We start from the raw sequence: 24,374 nt of genomic DNA on the forward strand, positions 1-24,374 counted from the left end.
AACCAATGGCAATTACCGCCGCGCAAAAAGCGCAAATCGTTACAGACTTTCAACGTGCAACGGCCGATACCGGATCCCCGGAAGTGCAAGTGGCTCTGATCACTGCACGTATCACTTACCTGACTGATCACTTCAAGGATCATGCCAAGGATCACCATTCCCGTCGCGGTCTGCTGCGTCTGGTTAGCCGTCGTCGTAAGCTGCTCGACTACCTGAGAAGCAAGAATGAGGCGAGCTACCAAATTCTGATTAAGCGTTTGGCAATTCGTAAGTAGTTTTACAAGCGGGTCGCAATTGCGGCCCGTGTCGTTTAGTCCCGTCTATTTTAACGTGGCGCGATGGCGCGCCATGCATGCCATAAGAGGTCTATCTTGAGTCATTTCAAAAAAACAATCGCGTTCGGTAAACATCAGCTGACCATCGAGACCGGCGAAATCGCCCGTCAGGCAAGTGGTGCCGTTCTGGTAAGTCTCGATGATACCGTGGTGCTGGTCACCGTGGTTGGCCGCAAAGACGCCAAGCCTGAACAGGACTTTTTCCCGTTGACCGTCGATTATCAGGAAAAGACTTATGCGGCAGGGAAAATTCCCGGCAGTTTCTTCAAGCGCGAAGGCCGTGCCAGCGAAAAGGAAATTCTGACCTCGCGCCTGATCGATCGTCCGTTGCGTCCACTGTTTCCTGAAAGTTTTTATAACGAAGTGCAGATCATCGCGACCGTGATGTCGTCCGATAGCGAGATCGATTCGGATATTCCATCGCTGATCGGTGCCTCTGCTGCCTTGGCAATTTCCGGTATTCCGTTCGAAGGCCCGATTGCGGCTGCCCGTGTGGGTTATGCTAACGGTCAGTATCTACTGAATCCGACTAAGACCGAGCTTGTCACGTCCCAGATGGATCTGGTTGTCGCAGGGACTGACCGTGCCGTGCTGATGGTCGAGTCTGAAGCGCAACAATTGTCCGAAGAAGTGATGTTGGGTGCGGTGATGTTCGGTCACGAGCAGTTCCAGATCGTGATCAATGCGATTAACGAAATGGCTGAAGCCGTCGGCAAGCCGATGTGGGACTGGACGCCTCCTGCCAAGAACGAAGCACTGATCGCTCAGATTGCGGAACTGGCTGAAGCCGAGCTGCAAGCGGCTTACGCAATTCGCTCCAAGCAGGAACGTACCGATGCAATTTCAGCGATTCATTCCAAAGTATTGGCGTCCGTTTCGCCTGATCTGGAAAAGAATGCAGTCAACGAATTATTCGGCGCGTTAGAAGCTAAGATCGTTCGCGGTCAGATTCTCTCCGGTGAGCCTCGCATCGACGGTCGCGATACCCGCACCGTGCGTCAGATCACAATCCGCAATGGCGTATTGGCTCGTACCCATGGTTCAGCCTTGTTTACCCGCGGTGAGACTCAGGCTGTTGTCGTGGCAACCTTGGGCAGTATGCGCGATGCGCAGAAGGTTGATGCGCTGCAAGGCGAGTTTACCGACCGTTTTATGTTGCATTACAACTTCCCTCCGTTCGCAACCGGCGAAACAGGCCGCGTAGGTTCGCCTAAGCGTCGTGAAATCGGTCACGGCCGTCTGGCCAAGCGCGCACTGGTTGCCGTGTTGCCTAGCGAAGAAGACTTCGGCTATGCCGTTCGTATTGTGTCAGAGATCACTGAATCTAACGGTTCAAGCTCTATGGCGTCGGTTTGCGGTGGTTGCTTGTCGATGCTCGATGCAGGTGTTCCTCTGAAAGCCCATGTTGCAGGTATCGCGATGGGTCTGATTAAAGAAGGTAACCGCTTTGCCGTGTTGAGCGATATTCTGGGTGATGAAGATCATCTGGGCGATATGGACTTCAAGGTGGCAGGTTCTGAGAACGGCATCACCGCGTTGCAGATGGACATCAAGATTAACGGCATTACCCGTGAAATCATGCAGGCTGCATTGAGTCAGGCTAAGGAAGGTCGTTTGCACATTTTGGGCATCATGAAGGAATCGATGTCGGGCGTGCGCAGTGAGTTGTCTGAATTCGCACCGCGTATGATCAAGATGAAGATCAATCCTGAAAAAATTCGTGATGTGATCGGTAAGGGCGGTGCGGTTATCCGTGCGCTGACTGAAGAAACCGGCACAACCATCGATATCGACGATGCAGGTAATATCACCATCTCCAGCGTCAACGGAGAAGCCGGTGAGTTGGCCAAGAAGCGCATCGAAGACATCGCCATGGACGTTGAAGTGGGCAAAATCTACGAAGGCCCTGTGGTCAAGTTGCTGGATTTCGGTGCATTGATCAACATTCTGCCGGGCAAGGATGGTCTGTTGCACATCTCGCAAATCGCACACGAACGCGTCAACAGCGTGGGTGATTACCTCAAAGAAGGTCAGGTCGTGCGCGTCAAACTGCTTGAAATGGATGACCGCGGTCGTATGAAGTTGTCGATGAAGGCGTTGCTGGATGCGCCTGTCGCCAACGGTGCTTCGATTGCCGAGTAATTAGCCATTTGATGTAAATAAAAAACCCGCTTCGGCGGGTTTTTTATTTAGGGAGGCGGGTGCGCTTCGCGCCCGTACCGGGGGCGGTTACTATTTTTGTTGGTGGTGGGGTGCAACCCCGAGTCAATTTAAGTTTGCGCCAAGTTCTTTCAGCAGAGTAACGGAAAAGGCATGCGGCAGTCCAATCGTGTAGATTGAAAACTTAGGGTTTGGAAAGATAAATTTGAGTGGATAGGGGGCATGCTTGTGATAAACTTCTCCCTGTATATTTCATAGTCAGACAGGGTTCTTAATGTTCATCAGTAAAAATGGATTGCGTTTTGCATTTGGTCTCTTGTTGTCATTAAGTCTTTCGAATGTTTGGTCGGTAGGATTGGGCATCGGCGCGGCTGCAGGTGTGGCATCTGATTATTCCGGTATGTTAGGTTCGATGATGCCGTCGCCTGTGCTTGCAAGTGACGGTCGCGCGGATGCTGCTGTCAATTCGTCCGAAAGCAACGCGAAGCAGGCTGGCGAAATTGCAAATAATGCGAAGAATCAGTATCAGTCTGATACCCGGGAGCAACTGGCGAAAATTGACCCCGCCGTATACAAAAGCGAATTTCAGGCTTTCGTTGCGCAATCGGTAGGTAATAACTTGCCGATGTACGGGTTCGGTTTGTTCCAGAATGCACCAACCACCTTTGCTCCTGTTGATAATGTTCCGGTTACGCCCGACTATGTAGTGGGGCCCGGGGATGAGCTGATCGTTCGTGTATGGGGGCAGGTAGAAGCGAATCAAAGCCTGCTGGTCGATCGCAACGGGCTGATCAACTTGCCAAAAATAGGTTCGATCAGCGTTGCCGGGGTGAGTTACCAGAAACTCTCCGAGCATATAGGGGATGCGATCAGTCGTAAATTCAGTAATTTCGAAATCGATGTTTCGATGGGTAAGTTGCGTTCCATTCAGATTCTTGTGGTCGGTCAGGCAGCGCGCCCGGGTAACTACACAGTCAGTTCATTGAGTACCTTGATAAATGCGGTGTTTGCTTCCGGCGGTCCGTCGGCAAAAGGCTCGATGCGACACATACAACTCAAGCGCGGGAATAAAGTGATTACCGATTTTGATCTGTATGATCTTCTGCTCAATGGCGATAAATCCAGAGATGTGAAATTGTTGCCCGGCGACGTGATCTATATTCCTCCCGTCGGAGCGATGGCAGCCGTATCCGGCAGCGTAAATACGCCTGCAATTTTTGAACTGAAGGGCGGTGAATCCCTGTCTGATCTGCTCGAACTCGCGGGTGGTTTGACCAATGTTGCAGCAGGGAAAAAGGTTGCTGTAGAACGCATTTTTGATCATGAAATGCGTAAAGTGGATGAGTTCATGCTGGACAAGGCCGGTCTTGCAAAGGCTATGCATGACGGCGACCTAGTGAAGGTGGACACAATTTCGTCGCGCTTCGATAATGCGGTCACTTTGCGCGGCAATATCGCCAGTCCCGGACGTCATCAGTGGAAAGAGGGGGTGCGCATCAGCGACATAATTCCCGACAAGGTCGCGCTGATCGTCGAGAATTACTGGGAAAAGAAAAATAAGACCTCGCGTTCGGAGACGGGCGGTGCAGACAAATTGCGTAATGAGGTTAAACACAGTCTAGCCGAGGTTAACTGGGATTACGCGGTAATCGAGCGGCTTAATACGAAAGACTTAACCACCAGTCTTATCCCGTTCAATCTTGGTAAGGCCGTCATCGACCATGATCCGGCGCAGGATCTGTTGTTGCAGGCAGGCGATGTGATCACCATTTTTTCCAAGGATGACATTCAGGTGCCGACAGCCAAGCGCACGAAATACGTGGTGCTGGAAGGTGAGTTGGCTAATCCCGGTATTTATCAGGTGCAGCCGGGCGAGACATTGCGGCAATTGATAGCTCGTGAGGGTGGCGTGTCAGCGCAGGCCGATCTGTTCAGCAGTGAATTCACGCGTGAGGCTACACGCCAGATGCAGCAAAAGCGTTTGAATGAAATGGTCGATCGCATGGAAGAAAATGTTCAGCGCAGTGCCGGCAAGACGGTTTCTGGTGCGCTTTCCGCTCAGGATGTTGAGGCTGCTAAGGTGAAGGTGTTATCGCAGCAGGCGTTGATTGCCAAGATGCGACAAGTCAAGGCGACCGGGCGTATCGTGATGGAAATTCCGGAGCAAAGTTCCCGGGTCAAGGATTTGCCGGACATCGCGCTGGAAGACGGCGACCGTTTTTATGTACCTGCGCCCAGTTCAACCGTCAGCGTGATGGGCATGGTTTATAACCAGAATTCGTTTCTCTACAGGCAGGGGCAGAGTGTCGGCGATTATCTGGGCAAATCGGGCGGTCCGACGCGCGACGGCGACGAAGATGATATTTATCTGATTCGTGCCGACGGTTCGGTGCTGAGCAAGCGTCAGGGCGGCTCGATATTCAGCGGTTTCGCGGGTCGCGAGGCGATGCCGGGCGACACGATAGTCGTGGGAGAAAAGCTGGAGCGCTTTAACTTCACCAAAGAAATCAGAGACTGGACGCAGATTTTCTATCAATTTGCTCTGGGTGTGGCCGGCGGCAAAGCCGCCAAGATGTGGTAATGAGCATGCAAGCTAATCAAACAGCCGTACAACAAGCGGTGCAGGACGATGAAATCAATCTGATGGACTTGTTGCTGGTCATCGCTAAACACAACCGTTTTATTATCAAGTTGACGCTGGGTGCGGCGGTGCTTGCGGTGATTTATGCGCTGATGCAGCCGAATATTTACACGGCAAAGACGGTCCTCATGCCACCACAACAACCCTCTTCGTCGACCAGCGTATTGCTCGGACAGTTGGGCGGCCTGGCGGGCATGGCAGGCGGCGCGCTGGGCGTCAAAAATCCCAGTGATCTGTATGCCGGCATGCTGAAAAGTCATATGATTGAGGACGCACTGATAAAGCGCTTCAAGCTGATGGAGTTGTATCAAGCGAAAACGATGGAACCTGTTCGCGCTGCCTTGGAAGGTTCAACTGTGGTTGCGGCAGGCAAGGATGGCTTCATCACCGTCGAGTATTCGGATAAAGATCCTAAGCTTGCGGCCGCGATTGCTAATGCGTATGTTGAAGAGCTCGATAGCCTGGTGCGCACTCAAGCTGCCAGAGAGGCGCTGGGCCGGAAACAGTTTTATGAGAAGCAGCTGGCCGATGTTCGCGCGGGTCTGGGTCGTGCCGAGCTTGAGATGAAAGTGTTTCAGGATCAGAACAGGGTGTTTCAGCTGGGCGGTGGTGCGGGAGTTGCGCTCGGCGCGTCGGGCGGTATACCGAAGGCTGAACTGGAATATGTGCGTATCGCACGCGATGTAAAATACAACGAGATGTTGCTGGCTGCGATGGCTCAGCAGGTCACTTCTGCGACCATCGATGCTGCGAAAAATTTGCCGACCCTTCAGGTACTGGACAAGGCTTTGGTTCCTGAGAAGAAATCAAAACCCAAGCGTGCAATGATCGTGATGTTGGCGACGATCCTGGCGTTCTTTATCGGCATTATCTGGGCGTTTGTTCGGGAAGCCGGCGAGCGTTCCGGACAAAACCCTGAGCAGAACGAACGCATGAATATGCTGCGCCGTTATTTCAGGCAGGGTAAATAAGGTACAAGGTAATAGAGGCAAGGTGCAAGGTGACAACTGGGAGTCGCAGTGTTTTACTTGAGTATTTAGTCTTGTAGCTGAATCTGGCTTGCACCTGAATTTTGTGAGTCGCTTCTGCTTTTAACTTGCACGTTGCACCGGTGTTTCAGCTATTGGAACCGCATAGCCTGCCTATTTTCCGCGCCGTGGTCGATGCACAGCAGCGGGAGTATGGCGGGTGCCCCTTGCAGCTACGTGTGTGAATTTACCCATTGAGGAGGTCAATCTCCATGCCTATGGATAATTCGTACTGCTTTTTTGGTCAAGGTCAAGCAATTGCAGTTAATGCAATCACTTGGGGTAAAATGCAGCAAGTTAATTATTGGATCAAGTTATGCCGACCATAAGTATGTTTTACGGGATTCTGGTGTCGATGTATTTGCTCGACACAAAAAACATCATTCACCGCATATCCATGTTCGTTATACGGAATTCAATGTTTCAATCGAGATACCGTCCGGGGAAATTCTGGAAGGGTCGCTGCCGAGCAAACAGATGAAGCTTGTCCAAGCTTGGATTGTTTTGCATGCAGATGAACTCATGGCCGACTGGGAACTTGCTTCATCCGGTGAGTCGCCCTACAAAATCGAACCACTTCGTTGAGGTGTCCTCATGATGACACCCGATGTAACTCATGTTCAAACCTTGGCAAGCTACGAATTGCTGGTTTCCTTTGCAGATGGTGGCAAGCGCCGCTTCTCAATGTTGCCTTATCTTCATTATCCTGCCTATCAAGGCTTGACGCAGCCAGGCAAATTCGGTCTTGCTCATGTATCGAACGGCACGGTTGCATGGTCTGATGAAATCGATATGTCTCCCGACACTCTTTATCTTGCAGGGGAAGAAGTCTCAAATGAATTTACTGAGCAAGCGCCTTGAACCTTGCCCCTTCACGCAACAACTTGGGCCTAGTCCCTTAGTTGTGCGGGGAAGACCCCTGCGGCCTTGCCCCTTGCCCCTTGCCCCTTGTATACTGCGCGCCGAATTAATCATTACGGCCTGAATGAGTTAGCAGTTTATGAAATTGATTCCAACTATTTTGTGCGGCGGAGCAGGTTCCCGGCTCTGGCCGGTTTCTCGTGAATTGCATCCCAAACCGTTCATTCGCCTCGCTGACGGGCAAAGCCTGCTGCAAAAAGCGTGGCTGCGCGGGGCAATTTTGCCGGATGTTGCCGAGATGCTCACCGTCACCAACCGCGAACTGCTCTTCAAAACTGAAGACGAATATCGTGCAGTGTCCGTTATTTCCGGAAATCGAACCAATCATTTCATTCTTGAGCCGTTTGGCCGCAATACCGCTCCGGCCATCGCGGCCGCAGCACTGCACGTCGCCGAAAGCTATGGCGAAGATGCCTGCATGCTGGTGCTGGCTGCCGACCATCTTATCGCCGATCAGCCTGCTTTCGCTCATGCTGTGAAGCAGGCAACTCAACTGGCTTTGCAAGGGAAACTGGTGACTTTCGGCATCAAACCTGATGCGCCTGAAACGGGCTACGGCTACATTGAAGCCGATATTGATTCCCATCTCACGAAAACGGGGGGGTATCCTGTTCTGCGGTTTGTTGAAAAGCCGACCCTTGAAAAGGCTGAGGAATACCTCGCGTCAGGGCGGTATTTATGGAATTCCGGCATGTTCTGCTTTCAGGCCGGCAGTATGCTGCGCGAAATGGAACAGCACTGCCCATCCATCCTAGAGGCAACGCGAGCATGCATAGCGCAATCACGCATCGCAGAAGGTAAAGGGTTTAGTCAGCTCGATCTTGATGCCGCAACTTTCGAGCTAGTGCCGGACGACTCCATCGACTACGCTGTCATGGAAAAGTCCAGTAACGTTGCTGTCGTGCCATGCTGCATAGGCTGGAGCGACATCGGTTCATGGACTGCGCTGGGAGACCTAGCCGCACCGGATGCACAAGGCAACCGTATCGAAGGCGAAGTCATCTTGCATGATGTCAGTAACTGCTACATTCAGAGCAAGCAACGCATCGTCGGTGCTGTAGGCGTCAAAGACTTGGTGATCATCGATACCCCCGATGCGGTGTTGATCGCCGACCGCAGCCGCGCCCAGGACGTCAAATACCTCTACAGCCGCCTCAAAGCCGATGGCCACGAAGCACATCGTCTGCATAGCACCGTACATCGCCCGTGGGGTACTTACACTGTGCTGGAAAGCGGGACCCACTTCAAGATCAAACGCATCGAAGTCAAACCTGGAGCCAGTCTCAGCTTGCAGATGCACCATCACCGCAGTGAACACTGGATCGTCGTCAGCGGCATGGCGCGCGTCGTCAATGGTGAGCATGAGTTATTTGTCAATACCAACGAATCGACCTACATCCCCGCAGGGCACAAACACCGCCTGGAAAATCCCGGACTCCTTACATTAGTGATGATCGAAGTGCAGAGCGGCGAATACCTCGGCGAGGACGACATTGTCAGATTTGAAGACATATACGGCAGGACGCAAAAATAGCAGCTTTACGAAGTACGGTTGTTATTCAAGTAAAATAATCGGCTTCTCGGTATTTCTTGTACCCTTGAATGTAGCGCGCTGATTTCAATTCGTAATGCTTTATGTGTTATTTGGACAGGGATAAGTAATGGCAGCAGTAATTCAACTTCAGGCGACTATTGATACCCAGCTTAGGGAGGTGTTGGCGTACTTTCCTGATATCGTTTTGGCGGTGTTGTTTGGTTCAGTTGCTTCGGGTCGTCAGCGTGCAGATAGTGATTTGGATATAGCGGTTTACGCTAAAAAGGCGCTGGCTGCCCATGAAAAAATGGCGCTGATCGGCGCATTTGCTGAACTTGCCGGACGGCCCGTCGATTTGATCGATTTGAACGGCGTATCAGAACCTTTGCTGGGGCAAATAGTGCGTCATGGCAGAAGAGTGTTGGGTAGCGACACTTTGTATGGTGAGCTGATTAGCCGTCATTTGTTTGAGCAGGCAGACTTCATGCCGTATCGGACCAGGCTGCTTGCGGAAAGGCGTAAGGCATGGATAGGGAAGTAGTCGAGCAAAAACTGGAATCGTTGCGTCATTGCTTGCGGCGCATGCATTCAAAATGCCCGGTCGATGCCGCCGCTTTAGTGGCGGACATTGACCTTCAAGATATCATCTCGCTTAACCTCAGTCGTGCGGTGCAAATATCGGTTGATATTGGTGCGCATCTGATTGCTGGTATGGAGGTGCCTCCACCCGATACCATGGGGCAGACTTTTGATTTGTTGGCGCAAGCGGGTGTGTTGAATAACGCGTTGGCAAGTAGGCTTAGAAAGGCTGTAGGTTTTCGCAATATTGCGGTGCACAACTATGAAAGCATCAACTGGGAGATTGTGTATAGTATTGTGAAATTCCACCTTGCGGATTTTTCAGAGTTCGCCAAGGTGGTCGCCGTAGAACTTGAAAAATAAAGCTTGTACCTGTTTGTTACCTGTTACCTGTAACTTGAACTATAAAAGACTAAAAATGACCTCACACACTTCCAATACCTCAGCCCTCAGTCCTGCTTCAGCTAAGGTTGCATTGATTACCGGGGTTACCGGTCAGGACGGATCGTATCTGGCTGAATTTCTCCTTGAAAAAGGCTACGAGGTTCACGGGATCAAGCGCCGTGCCTCGTCGTTCAACACCCAGCGCGTCGATCATATTTACGAAGATCCTCATATCGAAAACGCCCGCTTCAAATTGCATTACGGGGATCTTTCCGACAGCTCTAATCTCACCCGCATCCTGCAGGAAGTGCAGCCCGATGAGGTTTACAATCTGGGCGCGCAATCCCATGTGGCGGTGAGTTTCGAGTCTCCCGAATACACGGCCGATGTCGATGGCATGGGCACCTTGCGCATACTGGAAGCGATCCGCCTGCTGGGTCTGGAGAAGAAGACGCGTTTTTATCAGGCGTCCACCTCCGAATTGTACGGTTTGGTGCAGGAAATCCCGCAAAAGGAAACCACGCCGTTTTACCCGCGCAGCCCGTATGCGGTGGCGAAATTGTATGCTTACTGGATCACGGTGAACTACCGCGAAGCGTATGGCATGTACGCCTGTAACGGCATTCTGTTTAACCACGAATCGCCGCGCCGTGGCGAAACGTTTGTGACGCGAAAAATCACGCGCGGTCTGGCGAATATTGCGCAGGGGCTGGAATCTTGCCTTTACATGGGCAATATCGATTCCTTGCGCGACTGGGGGCACGCCAAGGATTACGTGCGCATGCAGTGGATGATGTTGCAGCAGGAGACGCCGGAAGACTTCGTGATCGCGACCGGCGTGCAGTATTCGGTGCGCCAGTTTATTACCTGGTCGGCCACGGAGTTGGGCCTTACCCTCGCATTTACCGGCACAGGTGTCGAGGAGATGGCGACGGTGGTCGCGATAGAAGGCGATAAAGCGCCGGCGTTAAAGGCGGGCGACGTGATTATGCGCATCGATCCGCATTACTTCCGCCCTGCCGAAGTAGAAACCCTGCTGGGCGATCCGACCAAGGCGAAAGAAAAGCTGGGCTGGGTGCCGGAAATCACCGTGCAGCAAATGTGCGCTGAAATGGCCGCCCATGATCTGGAAGATGCGCGCCGTCATGCCTTGCTCAAAAAACACGGCTACGGCTTGCCGGTCAGTACGGAACGTTAAAAACAGTTAAAAGGCACAAGACGCAAGACGCAAGGTGTAGCTTTCGACTTTTAACTTGCAACTTTAGACTTGTAACTGTTGATATATGTCCAGATTCGAAGACCTTGTTGTTTGGCAAAGAGCGGTGAGCTTGAGTGCTAATCTGTATAAAGAGCTTGCTGGGCTCAAGGATTTTGGCTTTCGCGATCAAATTACTAGGGCAGGCCTTTCAATACCCTCCAATATTGCGGAAGGTTATGAGAGAAATTCAAGCAAGGAGCTGGCTAATTTTTTGAATTACGCCAAGGGATCTGCTGGTGAGCTAAGAACTCAGATTTATATAGGCATAGAAGTCGGCTATATCGAACGTGCGGTCGGAGATGCTTGGTTGCTTGAGTGCGAAGAAATTTCGAAAATGCTGTACGGATTAATTCGTAAGGTAAAAATGGAATTGCAAGCAAGTGATGTTTTAACTTTTAACTTTTAACTTTTAACTTTTAACTTTTAACTTTTAACTTTTAACTTTTAACTTTTAACTTTTAACTTTTAACTTTTAACTTTTAACTTTTAACTTTTAACTTATGACCCTTGCCCCTTGCATCTTGAACCTTGAATCTAAGATATACGTCGCCGGTCACCGCGGCCTTGCCGGCAGTGCGATCGTGCGCGAGCTGCAGCGCCGGGGTTACCGTAATCTGGTGACGCGCACGCACGCCGAGCTGGATCTGGAAGATGCGGCTGCAACGCAGCAGTTCTTCGAACAGGAGCAGCCGGAACTGGTATTTTTAGCCGCAGCTCGGGTCGGCGGGATTCATGCCAACAACGTGTATCCGGTCGATTTTTTGATGAGCAATCTGCTGATCGAAGCGAACATCTGCCGTGCGGCACATGCGAACGGTGTGGCGCGCCTGATTTTTCTGGGCAGCTCCTGCATCTATCCGCGTGACTGTCCGCAGCCGATCAAGGAAGAATATTTGCTGACCGGACCTTTGGAGGCGACCAATCGACCTTACGCACTGGCTAAGATCGCTGGCGTCGAGATGTGCTGGGCGTACAACCGGCAGTACGGCACGAAGTGGCTGGCCGCGATGCCGACCAATCTGTACGGTCCGGGCGACAACTACGACCTGAACAACTCCCACGTCCTGCCCGCGCTGATCCGCAAACTTCATCTGGCGAAACTTGCCCATGCCGGGGATATTGAGGGTATCAATCTCGACGAAGCCGCTCACGGCTCTATTCCCGCAGACTTAAAAGCATCTCTCATAGCTTCTGCTGAAAACTCACCACTTCGCTCAAAACAAGGAGCGCAAAGAGCGACTATGTTTTTAGGCGAAGACCCTTGCGGTCTCACCACTCACCACTCACCAGTTGTTCTGTGGGGTTCTGGCACGCCGCGCCGCGAATTTCTGTATGTGGATGATTTGGCGAATGCGTTGGTATTTTTGGCTACTCTTGAAGATGAGTGCTACAACATTCTTGTCGATTCTGCACAATGCCCGTTGATTAACGTAGGCTCAGGGGAGGATTTGAACATCCGGGAGCTAGCTGAAACTGTCTCCGAAGTTGTGGGCTACCAGGGGGGATTTGTGCAAGACACCAGTAAGCCGGATGGTACAATGCGCAAGATCATGGATGTTTCAAAAATGCGCAACTTGGGATGGAAGCCGGAGATAGCTTTAGAAGCTGGCATCGCGTTGGCCTACGAAGATATGCTGAGCAGAGTTTGATGACATCGCAAATCCGCGCCCAAGAACGTAATCAAAAAATCATTAAAACAGCATGGTCAGGACTTGCTGCGAAAATCATCACGGTATCTGTGTCGTTGGTAATGGTGCCGTTGTCTGTCTACTACCTGGGTAAAGAGCAATATGGCTTGTGGGTGACTGTTTCATCAATGGTGGCGATGCTGAGCTTTATGGATGGTGGCGCCGGCAATGCTGTCATCAATTTGATTGCTCATTCCGCTGGTGCAAATGATAATAATCTCGTCAAAATTATTTCCACTGCTTTTTTTAGCTTGGCAGCGTTGGCATTGATTGGTTGTCTTTTATTTCTCGCTGCATTCCCTTTTGTGTCTTGGGGCTGGTTGCTTGGCGTGCCTGATTCGTCACCTTTAACAGAACTGAATGCGGTTGTAATCATTGTAGGTATTTTCTTCTTTGTCAGCATATTTACCACTTTGGTCGGAAAAATACAAAGAGGATTGCAAGAAGGGAGTCTGGATAATTTTTGGGCTGCGTTGGCATCAATACTATCGCTGATCTTTGTTTATGTGGCTATTCAAAATAGTGCCAGCTTGCTGGGATTTGTCATTGCCTTTTTAGTAGGCCCTTTGCTGGCGTATATGACCAGCAATATTCACTATTATTTTATCCGCAGGAGAGATTTGCGCCCGCAGCTGGGCAGGTTTGATCGTGTAATCGCAAAAAATCTCTTTGCCGTGGGAGGGATGTTCTTTGTGCTGCAGATAGCCGGTGTCTTACAGGGGCAAGCTGATAACGTTATCATTGCTAACATGCTGGGTCCGGCAGCCGTAGCCGATTATTCAATTTGCATGAAATTATTTCTAATACCCCCCATGCTGTTCGGATTGATGCTAACGCCGCTTTGGCCGGCTTATCGTGAAGCCGTTGGCAGTGGTGACATGCAATGGGTAAAACAAATATTTATTAAATCTATGCGCGCAGCTCTATTGATCAGCCTCCCTAGTGCCATTTTGTTGGTACTATTCGGTAGTCAGATTATCGCCTTGTGGGTAAACCATGGCGTGGTTCCATCAACTGGTTTGCTAATTGGTTGTGGGTGTTGGATGGTTGCTTTGTCTTTAGGAAGTGCTGCCGCCGTAGTCGTTAATGCACTACAGATAATGACACCTCAAATAATTGCTGCATTTCTTTCAGGGGTTGTCAATATTGTACTTACAATTTGGTTAATCCCGCATGTGGGAGCAGAGGGCGCAGTCTATGGGACGTTAATATCGTACGTTTTTTGCGTGGTGCCCATATACTGGCTATACCTACGAAAAGTCATGCGTTGACTATCTGAATTTTGTTGATTTTTACTGAGTGTTCATTGAAAGTATGAGGATGGCAATGGGTAATAAAATGTTAGAAAAATATGTAGATAAAATTGCATTGAGAGTTGCTAGCCAAGTAAATCTCGACAAAGTGATTATTGCTCAAAGTCTTCTCCATGTTCGTGCAAACAAAGAGCTAAAGAGAATTAAAAATTTGTCAGAAGTAGAGTTTCGAGGATTTTCTCAGTGGGGTGAGGATGGAATCTTGAATTGGCTGGTTGGAAAAATTCCCAATATTTCACCTTCATTCATTGAATTTGGAGTTGAAAATTATCGAGAATCAAATACGCGATTGTTGCTTTGGTTAAGAAATTGGCGAGGGGTGGTGATTGATGGCTCGGAAAATAATATTCAGGACATTCGCAAGCAAGATGTTTCATGGCGGTTTGACTTGCAATCTATTTGTGCCTTTATTGACCGGGATAATATTAACAGTTTAATCACATCCACTGGCTTGCACGGTGAGATTGGTATTCTTAGTGTTGATATTGATGGTAACGATTATTGGGTGTGGGATGCGATAAATACTGTTAGTCCGGCAATTGTCGTTTGTGAATACAACGCTGTGTTCGGTGATCTAAACGCCCTTACTATTCCATACGATCCGGCCTTTTATGTAACACAAGCACACTATACCAATTTGTATTTTGGAGCCTCCATTCAAGCTGTCATTGAGCTCGGTAAAAGAAAGGGTTATCAACTCGTCGGAACAAATTCGAATGGCTGCAATGCTTTTTTTGTTCGTGATGATTATGCGGGGGTGGTGCTGGAAGCAATAGATAACGTGAAAATTTATTCATCATGCTTTCGCTCAGCGCGCGACCAAGACGGTAACTTGACATTAGTTAGCGGTTCAATGCGTGCGGAGTCTATAGGCCACTTGCCGGTTTTTAATATTGAAAGAAAGGAAACCATGGCATTAGCAAATTGTGGTGAGCTGTATTCTCCCGAGTGGAGGGGGCGCATATAGCCTGACTTATTTAAACAAATTTGGTTATTAGGAGAGCAATTTTGATTTCAAGTTTTATTTATCGGCAAGTTTTAGGTGGTAATCGCCTGACAAAAAAAATATGGGGAATAGTTCGACGCATTGTTATCAATTTGAAAGAAGATACACCATGTGTAATGCAGGTGCATGGACGTGAATTGGGAATGCCGTTGTCTCATGCTTTGCCAATGTACTTAAATGATCTTCCGTTTTATGACCGACTACCAGCTCGTTTATCCAAATTTATCCGGTGCAAGTTAGGAACAATCAAGTGTATTGATGTAGGCGCGAATGTTGGAGATACTATCGCTGCTTTTAAAGAGTCTGTTGGTGTTGAAAGAAATGCAAGTGAAGATACGTTTTTGGCTGTTGAACCTAACCCAAGGTTCAGGAGATATTTGGGTATAAATTGGAAGGGGGATAAAAGTGTCATCATTCTTCCGTATATTTGCTCATCTACAGATGGAGCAACCAAGGCTAGTATTAATGAATTGAATGGCACAGCAAATTTAACCCTAGAACATGTTGATTCAAAGGATCAAGACATATTCGAGAAGAAGACAATTGATTCAATAGTCCAACAGTTCATTGCGCATGGTGATTTTAATTTGCTAAAAACAGATACGGATGGGCATGATTTTGAAGTTATTGCAGGCGCTAAAGGATTTATAAAAAAATCATTACCTTTTCTTTATTTTGAAGTTGATTCATTTTCAAATCCTAATTTTATTAAAGACTGTTTGAGTACTTTGTCATATTTACGAGAAGTTGGATACAGCAAAATATTTGTTTATGATAATTTTGGAAGTCTAATAGGTCTTTTTCAGACCAGTGACGTAACCATTATCAAACAACTGCTATTTTACATGCTAACCAAAAAGGCTTATTACTACGATTTTCTGCTAATGCGAGATAGCTTTGTCGCTGATTTTTATGAGTCGGAAGTTGAATATTTTGTAACTGCTCTTAAGGACGATAGGCTAAGTCAAGCTGCTTGATATGGAAAAAAAATTAACTGGGGCATACGCATTGCACTTCACATTTAATTTTAAATCATTTTGTTCTTCTTTGCCCTATTGCAACGTACGAGTTATATGAAAGCCCTCATCTGCGGTATTTCCGGTCAAGACGGTTCCTATCTTGCGCAGCTTCTGCTTCAAAAAGGCTATGAAGTCGTCGGTACGTCACGCGATGCACAAGTTGGTAGTTTTGCAGGATTGGTGGGGTTAGGGATTCGCGACAAGGTTCACCTTGAATCAATGGCACTGAATGATTTTCGCAGTGTTTTGCAGGTGATCAAGCGTATTGCTCCCGACGAAATTTACAATCTGGCAGGGCAGAGTTCTGTTGGTTTGTCGTTTGATCAGCCGGTTGAAACACTTGAAAGCATTGCCATTGGCACAATCAATTTGCTGGAGGCTATCCGCTTTGTGGAAGCACCCATCCGTTTTTATAACGCGGGTTCCAGCGAATGTTTCGGTGACACTGGTGGACTAGCTGCGAATGAGCTAACTCCTTTTTGTCCCCGCAGTCCTTATGCAGTCGCTAAGTCGGCGGCATTCTGGCAAGTCGCCAACTATCGTGAGGCCTATAAGTTATTTGCTTGCACGGGGATTTTGTTTAATCATGAATCACCGTTGCGGCCGGAGCGGTTCGTCACCCGAAAAATCATTGCGTCAGCCTGCAGAATCGCCAACGGAAGCAATGAGTGGTTGCGATTAGGCAATACTGCTATCAAGCGCGATTGGGGTTGGGCCCCGGAATATGTTGATGCCATGTGGCGGATGCTTCAGTCCGATTATGCGGATGATTATGTGATTGCTACAGGTGTCAGTCATTCTTTGGCTGAATTTGCTGAAACTGCGTTTGGCGTTTTGGGGTTGGATTGGTTGCGGCATACTGATATAGATCAAACATTATTGCGACCAACTGATATTCAAGAGGGACGAGGAGATGTTAGCAAGGCAATTAAACAGCTTGGCTGGAAAGCGGAGACGGATATGACCGGTCTGATTCAAAAAATGATTGTGTCAGAAATGAATAGATTAAGATGATTCGACTTGCTTACGACCATCAAATATTTGCCACGCAACAGTATGGCGGTATTTCTCGTTATTTTTTCGAATTGGCTAGCCGTCTGGATAACCATAAAGAATGTGAAGTTTCGGTTATAGCTCCTTTGTATGTAAACCAATATCTATCTGCAAAGAGCAATAGCGCCTTTGTTCATGGCAAATTGTTTCCGTGGGCCTTTCGTGGATTTAGGCGGACAGTGAATACTGTCAATCAATTACTGCTACCCGCGTATTGGGTGGGAGAACGTTTTGATATTATTCACGAAACATATTTTTCAAAAACGGCTTATGGAAGTGCTAATTGTCGTGTGTTGACAGTTTATGACATGATCAGCGAACTGTACCCTGAGCAATTTATCGGAATATCCGAGGCCGCAAGTATAAAACGTGCCGCGGTAGCGCGGGCTGATCACATTATTTGCATTTCGGAATCTACGCGCCGTGATTTGATACGGATATTTGGTGTTGATGAGCACAAAACCAGCGTAGTGCATCTAGGCTATAGCTTGAGTGCGGATTCTGGAATTCGTGTTGCCAGGTTAGCGTCTGGTAAGCCGTATTTGCTGTATGTTGGAATGCGCCAACCGGACTATAAAAATTTTATGGGTTTTTGCCGTGCCTATTCAACCTCTGCGCAATTGATGAGTGATTTTGATATTGTGGCTTTTGGCGGGGGCGGATTTACCTTAAGTGAGCGTCAAATGCTCGATAAGTTGGGTATACAGAACAATGTACATCAGGTCGGAGGTAATGACGCGGAACTTTGCGCGTACTACAAAGGCGCGGCAATTTTTGTCTATCCATCTATGTATGAAGGTTTCGGTATCCCTCCCTTAGAAGCGATGAACTTCGGTTGTCCAGTGGCTTGTAGTAATGTCAGTTCCGTACCAGAGGTTGTTGGTGAAGCCGCAGAGTTTTTTGATCCATCCGATGAAAGTGACATGCGGCGTGCCATCGAGTCGGTGGTATATTCTGAAAGTCGAGTTGAGTGCTTAAGGACTCTAGGTACTGAGAGACTGGCTTTTTTTTCTTGGGATAAATGCGCACAGGAAACATTGGGTATATACCAAGATTTGTTTGAAAGGGGAAAAGTTGATGCGCCTCTACAATCGAAGTTAGCTACAAATAAAGGTTATTAAAGCGTGATTATAGCATTCCTTGTTTCATTTTTTTCCTTTGTCCACATTAGTGCGATTGGGGAACTCTATATTTCGGAATTGGTGCTTGGTTTTAGCTTGATTTTGCTGGCTAAAAAGCGAGGTAAACTGTTTGAGTCAACTCCAAAACTGATTTTAATATTAGGCTTCTTGTGGTTGTGTTCACAAATATTAACTGACTTAGTGCAAGCTTCTCCTGTGATGAATTTGATGAAGGGTTGGGCTGCAATCATTTTCTTTCTCATCGATTTTGCTGCGCTTTATTTGATTGTTGGAAACAGTGTAAAACGAGCTAAGATGTCCGTTCTTGGTTTCGCGTTGGGTGGAATATTTCAATTTTTTGTCGCGCCAACAGAATTCGGTTTATTCGACCCTTGGAAATGGGCATTGGCTGGGCCTGTCACATTGTTGGTTTTACTTTTTTTAGATGCTAAGAATAAGTCAGCTGGTCTCGTATTGCTGACGCTTGTAATACTAGGCATGATTGACATATACTTAAATGCCCGCTCAATGGGCGGGATGACTATCCTTGCTGGTTTAATCGTTTACTTGTGTCGCCAACCAAGACTTAATGCAATCTTTAAAGGGCGGGTAGGTTGGGGGAAAAAATTATTTTTAACTGGAATAAGTTTTGTCTTGATCAGCTTATTGCTGCTTGGTTATCAGTCTATTATGGAGGCAGGTTTTTTGCCTGAAAATGTGACGAAAAAATATGAACAGACGCGTTCATCTAGTTTGGGTTTATTGGGTTTAATTTTTGGAGGTCGAATAGAAATTTTAGCTTCCGCACAGGCTGTCCTAGATTCTCCAATTATTGGACATGGTTCTTGGGCGGAGGATCGAAAATATTCATTGTTACTTCTTCAAGTCAACGATGTGTTTGGTACTGAGCGAGAAATGGCTGAACTTGAGTTTGGGGCAAATCAGTCTGATCTGATTCCAGCACATTCTCATTTAATGCAGGCATGGGTTTGGGCCGGTATTATGGGCGCGTTATTTTGGTTTTATATTCTTAAATTTATTATTGGGTCGCTATTTCATGCGATTAAATATCCAAGTGGATTGCAAACGGTCGTTATTTTTTTCAGCATTTCAGCGATTTGGGATGTTTTATTTTCCCCTTTTGGCGCGACGATGAGGCTGATTTGGGCAATAAAGCTAGTGGTGATTTTGGTGGCAAAGGAGGCGTCAGAAAGTGTGACGCATGCAGGGGTAGCAAAACCATGAAAGTTTCAATTGTAACAATTTCATATAATCAAGCTCAATTCCTTGAGCAAGCCATTCTTTCTGTCATCAATCAGGATTACTCGAATATCGAATACATCGTGGTTGATCCTGGCTCTACGGATGGTAGTCGCGATATCATCGAAATGTATCGAAATCGAATCAGTAAGCTGGTGCTGGAAAAAGATGCCGGTGCTGCCGATGGATTAAACAAGGGCTTCGCGTATGCAACAGGAGACGTTTTCGGTTTTCTTAACTCGGATGATGAACTGTTGCCCAATGCGCTGTCTAAAATCGCGACATTCTTTAATGCCAACCCAAGGGTGGATATAGTCGCAGGTTGCGGGTATTTTACAAATAGTGAGGGTGCCCAGTTGCGTCGCATTGTGTCTTCTAAGGTTACTCCATGGCTTTATGTGCATGGTGGTGTATCGCTTTTTCAACAAGGGACTTTCTTCCGTGCTTCCAAATTTAGGGAGATTGGTGGGTTTAATATTGAGAACAAAACATGTTGGGATGGTGAATTGTTTCTCGACATGGCGCTTGCTGGTGCGAGGTTCGCAACTATAGGTGATGATCTCGCACACTTCCGTCTGCACGCAGGTGGAATCACAGGCAGCGGAAGGCTAGAAGATAAATTTCGCAAAGATACGGCACGGCTGTTCATTAAGGCCGCAGGTCGCCAGCGGAATTGTTTTGATGCAGTGCAGGATGTTGCGGCCAGGGTGGCGAAGGGTTTGGTCGATCCTAAGTACTTCCTCCGACGCGTACCTTTGATTAGCAAGCTGATGAAGCGAGTCGGGATATTTTAATGAAAATTGTCAATTGGCAGCCCTTGTTTACCGACCACCAACTATATACATGGCGCGCTCTGCAAGCATTAATAATCGAACCTATCACTCATGTTGTTGGCACGGCGGCCAGTGAAACACGCGCCAAGCAAGGTTGGAAAGGTGCGGATTTATCAGGCCTCGACGTGGTGTATCTCGATGGTAAGGATTGGTGGCAGCGTGGCGTGGCAATTATTCGTGCCAACCCGGAAGCCGTACATGTTTTTTGTGGCTATTGGGCAGAGCGCCGTTATTTTCCGCTGATTGTTTATGCGCTTTGGCATAAGGCCAAAGTGCTAATCATCAATGAGTCTTTCTCAAGCGAAAGCGTGGGCTATTTGGTCGAAGGCGGGCGGCTACTGAATAGAATTAAAGCGACCTTGCGCCCTTTACTATATCGCACAGCTACAGTTTTGTTGATGTTAGCTGCACGTGGTTCAAAGCCTGCACTATTGGCGATTTCAATGCGTGCCGTTGAGCAATTCAAACAAGCTGGATTGCGCAATTCCCAAGTATTTCCTTTCGGATATTTTATTCCACCTATCCCCGTGGCAGTCCAACCGAGTCAAATATCAGAGCAGGAAGTTAGACTGATCTTTGTTGGCTCATTGTTGCCAAGAAAGGGGTTGGATGTTGCAATTGCAGCGGTTACACGCTGTCAGGAGCAAAGCATACCGGTCACTTTGGCTATTTATGGTGCGGGTGATGCAGCGAAATATATTACTGATAAAACAATAGGGACGACTTATCTAGGAAAGATTCCTTTTGGTCAAGCACAGGCAGTCATTGCGAAATACGATGTGCTTATTTTACCAAGTCGTCATGATGGTTGGGGAGTGGTAGTGAATGAGGCGTTGTTGCAAGGCGTGCCGGTTATAGCTAGTGAAAATGTGGGTGCGCGCTGTCTGGTCGAGGCGAGCGGGGCGGGGGCGATCTTCCGTAATGAGGATATAGCAGGATTGCAAAAAATACTCCAGCAGCTATCCGCTGATCCGAATGTGTTAACTTTGTGGCGTGACAATGCCGCTACGGTCAGGGTGCTGATCGAGCCTGAGGTAGCGGCCAAGTATATGTATGACGTACTGAGGTTTTATTTTTACCAGACAGGCAAGAGGCCAAAATTATTATGTTTCGATCACTAATACTAAAAATAAAATTCTTCCAATTCCTATTGGCTCACCCACTAAATCGAGCGAATAAATGGGCTGCGTTGATGCGATATTTCCGTTGGCAGTTTGGTTCTCGCCTGGTTACGGGTGATGTGCTGGTTCCATTTGTGGATAAAACTTTTTTGCGCGTTCGCACGGGAATGACGGGGGCAACGGGCAACATCTACGCGGGGCTGCATGAATTTGAGGACATGGCATTTTTGTTACATCTGCTACGGGAGAATGAGCTATTCGTCGATGTCGGAGCGAATATCGGTTCCTATACCATCCTGGCGGGTGGAGCGGTGGGTGCCCGATGTTTTTCGGTCGAGCCGATCAAAAGTACTTTTCATCTCCTTGAAGAAAATATCAATTTGAATCGGTTGTCAGAAAATGTCCAAGCATTGAACATGGGTATAGGCAAAGAGAAAGGGGTACTCAGATTCACTGCCGGGCTGGATACGGTGAATCATGTGGTGGCCGACTCTGAGCAAGTGGATGACGTTGTCGAAGTACCCATCGTCTCTTTGAATGATCTGCTTGAAAATCAGGAACCGCTGCTTATAAAAATTGATGTTGAAGGTTTTGAGACCAATGTCATTGCTGGTGCAGATAAGGTATTTTCCACGCCGTCATTGTTGGCCGTGATTATGGAGTTGAACGGCAGTGGAGAACGGTATGGGTTTGATGAAGCCCCATTGCATGAAAAAATGCTGTCGTTTGGTTTTTTGAGCTATACCTATTCGCCATTTGAGCGCCAGCTTGTTTCGCTGAACGGGGAGAAAAGTAATTCTGGAAACACGCTGTATGTGAGAAATATTGACGAGGTTGTGAGTCGGCTTAGAGAGGCGCGTAAGTATCGGATTGCCAATGCCGCAAGTAGCGTTTGAGAAACGACATTGCTCCGTTGGACGCGAACTTTGATCTTTTGATCTAGTGCCTGATTAATTTGCAATTTTAAATGGTGGTTTGTGGCTATGAATGAGGTACCAAAAACTGTAGGTTATCCCGATTTCTTTGTTGTTGGTGCGCAGAAGTCAGCTACGACGACGCTCTACCAGGCATTGAGTCAGCATCCTGCCGTGTTTGTGCCGCCTATTAAGGAGCCTAATTATTTTTGCTCAGATATCAGCCGGCAAGTATTAAAACTTTCTGCAACAGTCAAATCAAGGTTTTCTGTGGTTGAAAATAAAAAACAGCTTGAGTCCTTGCTCAAATGTGATGTCTTGACTGCACATGTGTTGCGTGAAGATTTGTATTTGGATTTGTTTATGGCAGCTAAGCCCGGCATGCTCAAGGGTGACTTTTCAGTCAATTATTTATATTCAGAGAAAGCTGCAGCCGAGATAAAAAAGGTGTGTCCTACTGCTCGAATTATCGCTGTATTACGCAATCCTGTGGATCGCGCTTACTCGCAATATGCAATGTCCGTCATGATGGGAGTTGAGAATCGAGATTTCTCCACAGCGATTCGTGAGGAGATGACCGAAGACTCACCAATGGTTAACATCAATTCAAATGGTTACTTGGAGCGAGGCCTGTATTGTAAACAGCTTAAACGATATTTTGATGAATTTCCTAAAGAACAAATTCTCGTGATACGTTTCGAGGATTTGATAGGGAAAAATCAGGACACAATGTCTGCTATTTGCACTTTTCTGGGGATTCCAAAAATTGATTTTCATATCACGCATGAATTCGCTGGAAAAGAAGCAAGATTTGCCAGAATTAATTTTCTGCTTACCAGATATTCCATTAAGCGCTTCTTTGGCAATTGGTTTCCTCGTAAGTTTAAAGACAAACTGAAGGAATCTTATTACATATCAGGAGTTAAACAAAAAATGCTGGATGGGGACAGGAATATTTTATGCGATTGGTTCCGAGAGGATGTTTTCGAATTAGAGAAATTGCTAGGCCACAGTTATTCGTCATGGAGTGCTTGTGAAAATTCTTCACGTCATTCCCAGCGTTGATCCAAAATATGGAGGCCCCATTGAGGGAGTGACCCAGTTGAGTGTGGTGTGTCGTGACTTGGGTGTCGAGGTGGAAATTTGCAGCCTGGACGCGCCGGATGCAGCGTGCGTGCGTAACAGTCAAGCCCTAATACATGCGCTTGGCCCCGCAGTAGGTAGTTATTGGTATAGCCGTAGCTTGGTGCCTTGGCTGAAAATGCATTCCCACGAATATGATGCGGTGATCGTCAATGGTCTGTGGCAGTACGTAGGCTTCGCCGTTTGGAGAGTTTTGGCGAAGAGTTCAACGCCATATTTTGTATTCCCCCACGGAATGCTTGGTCCTTGGTTCAAGCATACTTATCCGCTCAAGCATTTCAAGAAATGGTTTTATTGGTCGTGGGCGGAATATCGAGTGTTACGCGATGCGCGGAAAGTGATCTTCACGTGTGATTCTGAGCGTTTGTTGGCCAGAGAATCTTTCTGGTTATACAAAGTGAATGAGGCTGTGTCAGGATTTGGCGTGGCGAACCCACCTGCGAATGGAGAAGAGTTGGCAGCCCGGTTCTTGGCGGGATACCCGCACCTGCGAGGTAAGCGAATTATTTTATTTTTGGGGCGCATTCATGAAGTGAAGGGGTGCGATCTTTTGATCGAAGCCTTCGCCAAGATATCGCATCATGATGAGCAGCTGCATTTGTTAATAGCCGGGCCGGACCAAATTGGATGGGCGGCCAAACTCAAAGCACAAGCCGAATCTTCGGGGCTCGCGCACCGCATCACTTGGCCGGGCATGTTGCAGGCCGATATGAAGTGGGGTGCCATTTATGCGACGGAAGTTTTTTGCTTGCCCTCGCATCATGAAAATTTTGGCATCGTGGTTGCTGAGGCGTTGGCCTGCGGTAAGCCGGTGTTGATTAGTAACAAGGTGAATATCTGGCGCGAGATCGAAGCTGATGGCGCGGGCTTGGTGGAGGATGACACGCTGGCGGGTACAGTAACTAATTTCGAGCGATGGCTGGCAATGAGTCAGGCAGAGTTTCAGACCATGACGGCACGAACCGCAACGTGTTTTGCGAGTCGCTTTCATGTGCAGCGCGCGGCTGAACGGTTGCTGGAAATAATTCGGGAGAGTAAATGATTATCAATAAAATACCATTTT

Annotated in this window: 23 protein-coding genes; all 23 read left to right on the forward strand. The window is 47.9% G+C overall.

Translation table 11 applies throughout. From position 1 onward, the window contains the following. Positions 1-5: 5 nt before the first annotated feature. The 23 genes from rpsO to GALF_RS06445 all read left to right on the forward strand — a co-directional run bounded on the left by rpsO (position 6) and on the right by GALF_RS06445 (position 24,353). A complete protein-coding gene (gene rpsO / locus GALF_RS06335) occupies positions 6-275 on the forward strand; it encodes a 30S ribosomal protein S15 (protein ID WP_013293231.1) in 270 nt (89 codons plus the stop codon). A gap of 96 nt (positions 276-371) precedes the next feature. Next, positions 372-2,477, forward strand: coding sequence for a polyribonucleotide nucleotidyltransferase (pnp, locus tag GALF_RS06340; RefSeq protein WP_013293232.1), 2,106 nt, complete (start codon positions 372-374; stop codon positions 2,475-2,477). Between the two features lie 292 nt (positions 2,478-2,769). Beyond that, positions 2,770-5,076 (forward strand): SLBB domain-containing protein, encoded by a 2,307-nt coding sequence (locus GALF_RS06345; protein WP_013293233.1) that lies wholly within the window; start codon positions 2,770-2,772, stop codon positions 5,074-5,076. 5 nt (positions 5,077-5,081) lie between these two features. Then, on the forward strand, positions 5,082-6,107 hold the full coding sequence (locus GALF_RS06350) for a GNVR domain-containing protein (RefSeq protein WP_190274101.1): 1,026 nt from the start codon (positions 5,082-5,084) through the stop codon (positions 6,105-6,107). A gap of 324 nt (positions 6,108-6,431) precedes the next feature. Next, positions 6,432-6,749: a DUF4160 domain-containing protein gene (locus GALF_RS06355; RefSeq protein WP_223293748.1), complete on the forward strand. Its 318-nt coding sequence runs from the start codon at positions 6,432-6,434 to the stop codon at positions 6,747-6,749. A gap of 9 nt (positions 6,750-6,758) precedes the next feature. Then, positions 6,759-7,025 (forward strand): DUF2442 domain-containing protein, encoded by a 267-nt coding sequence (locus GALF_RS06360; RefSeq protein ID WP_013293235.1) that lies wholly within the window; start codon positions 6,759-6,761, stop codon positions 7,023-7,025. A 139-nt stretch (positions 7,026-7,164) separates the two neighbouring features. Continuing rightward, positions 7,165-8,619, forward strand: coding sequence for a mannose-1-phosphate guanylyltransferase/mannose-6-phosphate isomerase (locus GALF_RS06365; RefSeq protein ID WP_013293236.1), 1,455 nt, complete (start codon positions 7,165-7,167; stop codon positions 8,617-8,619). 127 nt (positions 8,620-8,746) lie between these two features. Next, positions 8,747-9,160: a type VII toxin-antitoxin system MntA family adenylyltransferase antitoxin gene (gene mntA / locus GALF_RS06370; RefSeq protein WP_013293237.1), complete on the forward strand. Its 414-nt coding sequence runs from the start codon at positions 8,747-8,749 to the stop codon at positions 9,158-9,160. Beyond that, positions 9,145-9,561: a type VII toxin-antitoxin system HepT family RNase toxin gene (hepT, locus tag GALF_RS06375; RefSeq protein ID WP_013293238.1), complete on the forward strand. Its 417-nt coding sequence runs from the start codon at positions 9,145-9,147 to the stop codon at positions 9,559-9,561. Before mntA ends, hepT begins: the two co-directional genes overlap by 16 nt. 55 nt (positions 9,562-9,616) lie before the next feature. Further along, on the forward strand, positions 9,617-10,780 hold the full coding sequence (gene gmd / locus GALF_RS06380; RefSeq protein ID WP_013293239.1) for a GDP-mannose 4,6-dehydratase: 1,164 nt from the start codon (positions 9,617-9,619) through the stop codon (positions 10,778-10,780). A gap of 85 nt (positions 10,781-10,865) precedes the next feature. Then, complete coding sequence (locus GALF_RS06385) at positions 10,866-11,246, forward strand: four helix bundle protein (RefSeq protein ID WP_013293240.1); 381 nt, start codon at positions 10,866-10,868, stop codon at positions 11,244-11,246. 115 nt (positions 11,247-11,361) lie between these two features. Next, on the forward strand, positions 11,362-12,489 hold the full coding sequence (locus GALF_RS06390; protein WP_223293738.1) for a GDP-L-fucose synthase family protein: 1,128 nt from the start codon (positions 11,362-11,364) through the stop codon (positions 12,487-12,489). Next, complete coding sequence (locus GALF_RS06395; protein ID WP_013293242.1) at positions 12,489-13,799, forward strand: oligosaccharide flippase family protein; 1,311 nt, start codon at positions 12,489-12,491, stop codon at positions 13,797-13,799. Before GALF_RS06390 ends, GALF_RS06395 begins: the two co-directional genes overlap by 1 nt. 55 nt (positions 13,800-13,854) lie before the next feature. Next, complete coding sequence (locus tag GALF_RS06400) at positions 13,855-14,808, forward strand: hypothetical protein (protein WP_013293243.1); 954 nt, start codon at positions 13,855-13,857, stop codon at positions 14,806-14,808. Positions 14,809-14,849: 41 nt separating this feature from the next. Beyond that, positions 14,850-15,824 carry an FkbM family methyltransferase gene (locus GALF_RS06405; protein WP_013293244.1) on the forward strand — a complete coding sequence of 325 codons (975 nt, stop codon included), beginning with the start codon at positions 14,850-14,852 and terminating at the stop codon, positions 15,822-15,824. Between the two features lie 96 nt (positions 15,825-15,920). Next, complete coding sequence (locus tag GALF_RS06410) at positions 15,921-16,880, forward strand: GDP-mannose 4,6-dehydratase (protein ID WP_013293245.1); 960 nt, start codon at positions 15,921-15,923, stop codon at positions 16,878-16,880. Then, positions 16,877-18,040, forward strand: a complete 1,164-nt coding sequence (locus GALF_RS06415) for a glycosyltransferase family 4 protein (RefSeq protein WP_013293246.1) — start codon at positions 16,877-16,879, stop codon at positions 18,038-18,040. Before GALF_RS06410 ends, GALF_RS06415 begins: the two co-directional genes overlap by 4 nt. 3 nt (positions 18,041-18,043) lie before the next feature. Beyond that, the gene (locus GALF_RS06420; protein ID WP_013293247.1) at positions 18,044-19,285 is read left to right on the forward strand and encodes a hypothetical protein; all 1,242 of its coding nucleotides are present in this window, start codon (positions 18,044-18,046) and stop codon (positions 19,283-19,285) included. Then, positions 19,282-20,094, forward strand: a complete 813-nt coding sequence (locus GALF_RS06425; protein WP_013293248.1) for a glycosyltransferase family 2 protein — start codon at positions 19,282-19,284, stop codon at positions 20,092-20,094. The genes GALF_RS06420 and GALF_RS06425 overlap by 4 nt, the downstream gene beginning before the upstream one ends. Beyond that, positions 20,094-21,254, forward strand: a complete 1,161-nt coding sequence (locus GALF_RS06430) for a glycosyltransferase (RefSeq protein ID WP_013293249.1) — start codon at positions 20,094-20,096, stop codon at positions 21,252-21,254. The genes GALF_RS06425 and GALF_RS06430 overlap by 1 nt, the downstream gene beginning before the upstream one ends. A 71-nt stretch (positions 21,255-21,325) precedes the next feature. Beyond that, positions 21,326-22,150, forward strand: coding sequence for an FkbM family methyltransferase (locus GALF_RS06435; protein ID WP_223293749.1), 825 nt, complete (start codon positions 21,326-21,328; stop codon positions 22,148-22,150). A gap of 87 nt (positions 22,151-22,237) precedes the next feature. Then, complete coding sequence (locus tag GALF_RS06440; protein WP_013293251.1) at positions 22,238-23,233, forward strand: sulfotransferase family protein; 996 nt, start codon at positions 22,238-22,240, stop codon at positions 23,231-23,233. Then, entirely contained in the window at positions 23,202-24,353 is a 1,152-nt protein-coding gene (locus GALF_RS06445) for a glycosyltransferase (RefSeq protein ID WP_013293252.1), read from the forward strand. Before GALF_RS06440 ends, GALF_RS06445 begins: the two co-directional genes overlap by 32 nt. Positions 24,354-24,374: the final 21 nt, after the last annotated feature.

This window comes from Gallionella capsiferriformans ES-2 (assembly GCF_000145255.1).
In the GTDB taxonomy this organism is placed as follows: Bacteria; Pseudomonadota; Gammaproteobacteria; order Burkholderiales; family Gallionellaceae; genus Gallionella; species Gallionella capsiferriformans.

What these genes read in the sequence shown, in the direction of transcription:
- rpsO (WP_013293231.1), top strand. Translation starts at nt 6, where the DNA reads ATGGCAATTACCGCCGCGCAAAAAGCGCAAATCGTTACAGACTTTCAA.
- GALF_RS06345 (WP_013293233.1), top strand. Translation starts at nt 2,770, where the DNA reads ATGTTCATCAGTAAAAATGGATTGCGTTTTGCATTTGGTCTCTTGTTG.
- GALF_RS06350 (WP_190274101.1), top strand. Translation starts at nt 5,082, where the DNA reads ATGCAAGCTAATCAAACAGCCGTACAACAAGCGGTGCAGGACGATGAA.
- GALF_RS06355 (WP_223293748.1), top strand. Translation starts at nt 6,432, where the DNA reads ATGCAATCACTTGGGGTAAAATGCAGCAAGTTAATTATTGGATCAAGT.
- GALF_RS06360 (WP_013293235.1), top strand. Translation starts at nt 6,759, where the DNA reads ATGATGACACCCGATGTAACTCATGTTCAAACCTTGGCAAGCTACGAA.
- GALF_RS06365 (WP_013293236.1), top strand. Translation starts at nt 7,165, where the DNA reads ATGAAATTGATTCCAACTATTTTGTGCGGCGGAGCAGGTTCCCGGCTC.
- mntA (WP_013293237.1), top strand. Translation starts at nt 8,747, where the DNA reads ATGGCAGCAGTAATTCAACTTCAGGCGACTATTGATACCCAGCTTAGG.
- hepT (WP_013293238.1), top strand. Translation starts at nt 9,145, where the DNA reads ATGGATAGGGAAGTAGTCGAGCAAAAACTGGAATCGTTGCGTCATTGC.
- gmd (WP_013293239.1), top strand. Translation starts at nt 9,617, where the DNA reads ATGACCTCACACACTTCCAATACCTCAGCCCTCAGTCCTGCTTCAGCT.
- GALF_RS06385 (WP_013293240.1), top strand. Translation starts at nt 10,866, where the DNA reads ATGTCCAGATTCGAAGACCTTGTTGTTTGGCAAAGAGCGGTGAGCTTG.
- GALF_RS06395 (WP_013293242.1), top strand. Translation starts at nt 12,489, where the DNA reads ATGACATCGCAAATCCGCGCCCAAGAACGTAATCAAAAAATCATTAAA.
- GALF_RS06400 (WP_013293243.1), top strand. Translation starts at nt 13,855, where the DNA reads ATGGGTAATAAAATGTTAGAAAAATATGTAGATAAAATTGCATTGAGA.
- GALF_RS06410 (WP_013293245.1), top strand. Translation starts at nt 15,921, where the DNA reads ATGAAAGCCCTCATCTGCGGTATTTCCGGTCAAGACGGTTCCTATCTT.
- GALF_RS06415 (WP_013293246.1), top strand. Translation starts at nt 16,877, where the DNA reads ATGATTCGACTTGCTTACGACCATCAAATATTTGCCACGCAACAGTAT.
- GALF_RS06425 (WP_013293248.1), top strand. Translation starts at nt 19,282, where the DNA reads ATGAAAGTTTCAATTGTAACAATTTCATATAATCAAGCTCAATTCCTT.
- GALF_RS06430 (WP_013293249.1), top strand. Translation starts at nt 20,094, where the DNA reads ATGAAAATTGTCAATTGGCAGCCCTTGTTTACCGACCACCAACTATAT.
- GALF_RS06435 (WP_223293749.1), top strand. Translation starts at nt 21,326, where the DNA reads ATGCGATATTTCCGTTGGCAGTTTGGTTCTCGCCTGGTTACGGGTGAT.
- GALF_RS06440 (WP_013293251.1), top strand. Translation starts at nt 22,238, where the DNA reads ATGAATGAGGTACCAAAAACTGTAGGTTATCCCGATTTCTTTGTTGTT.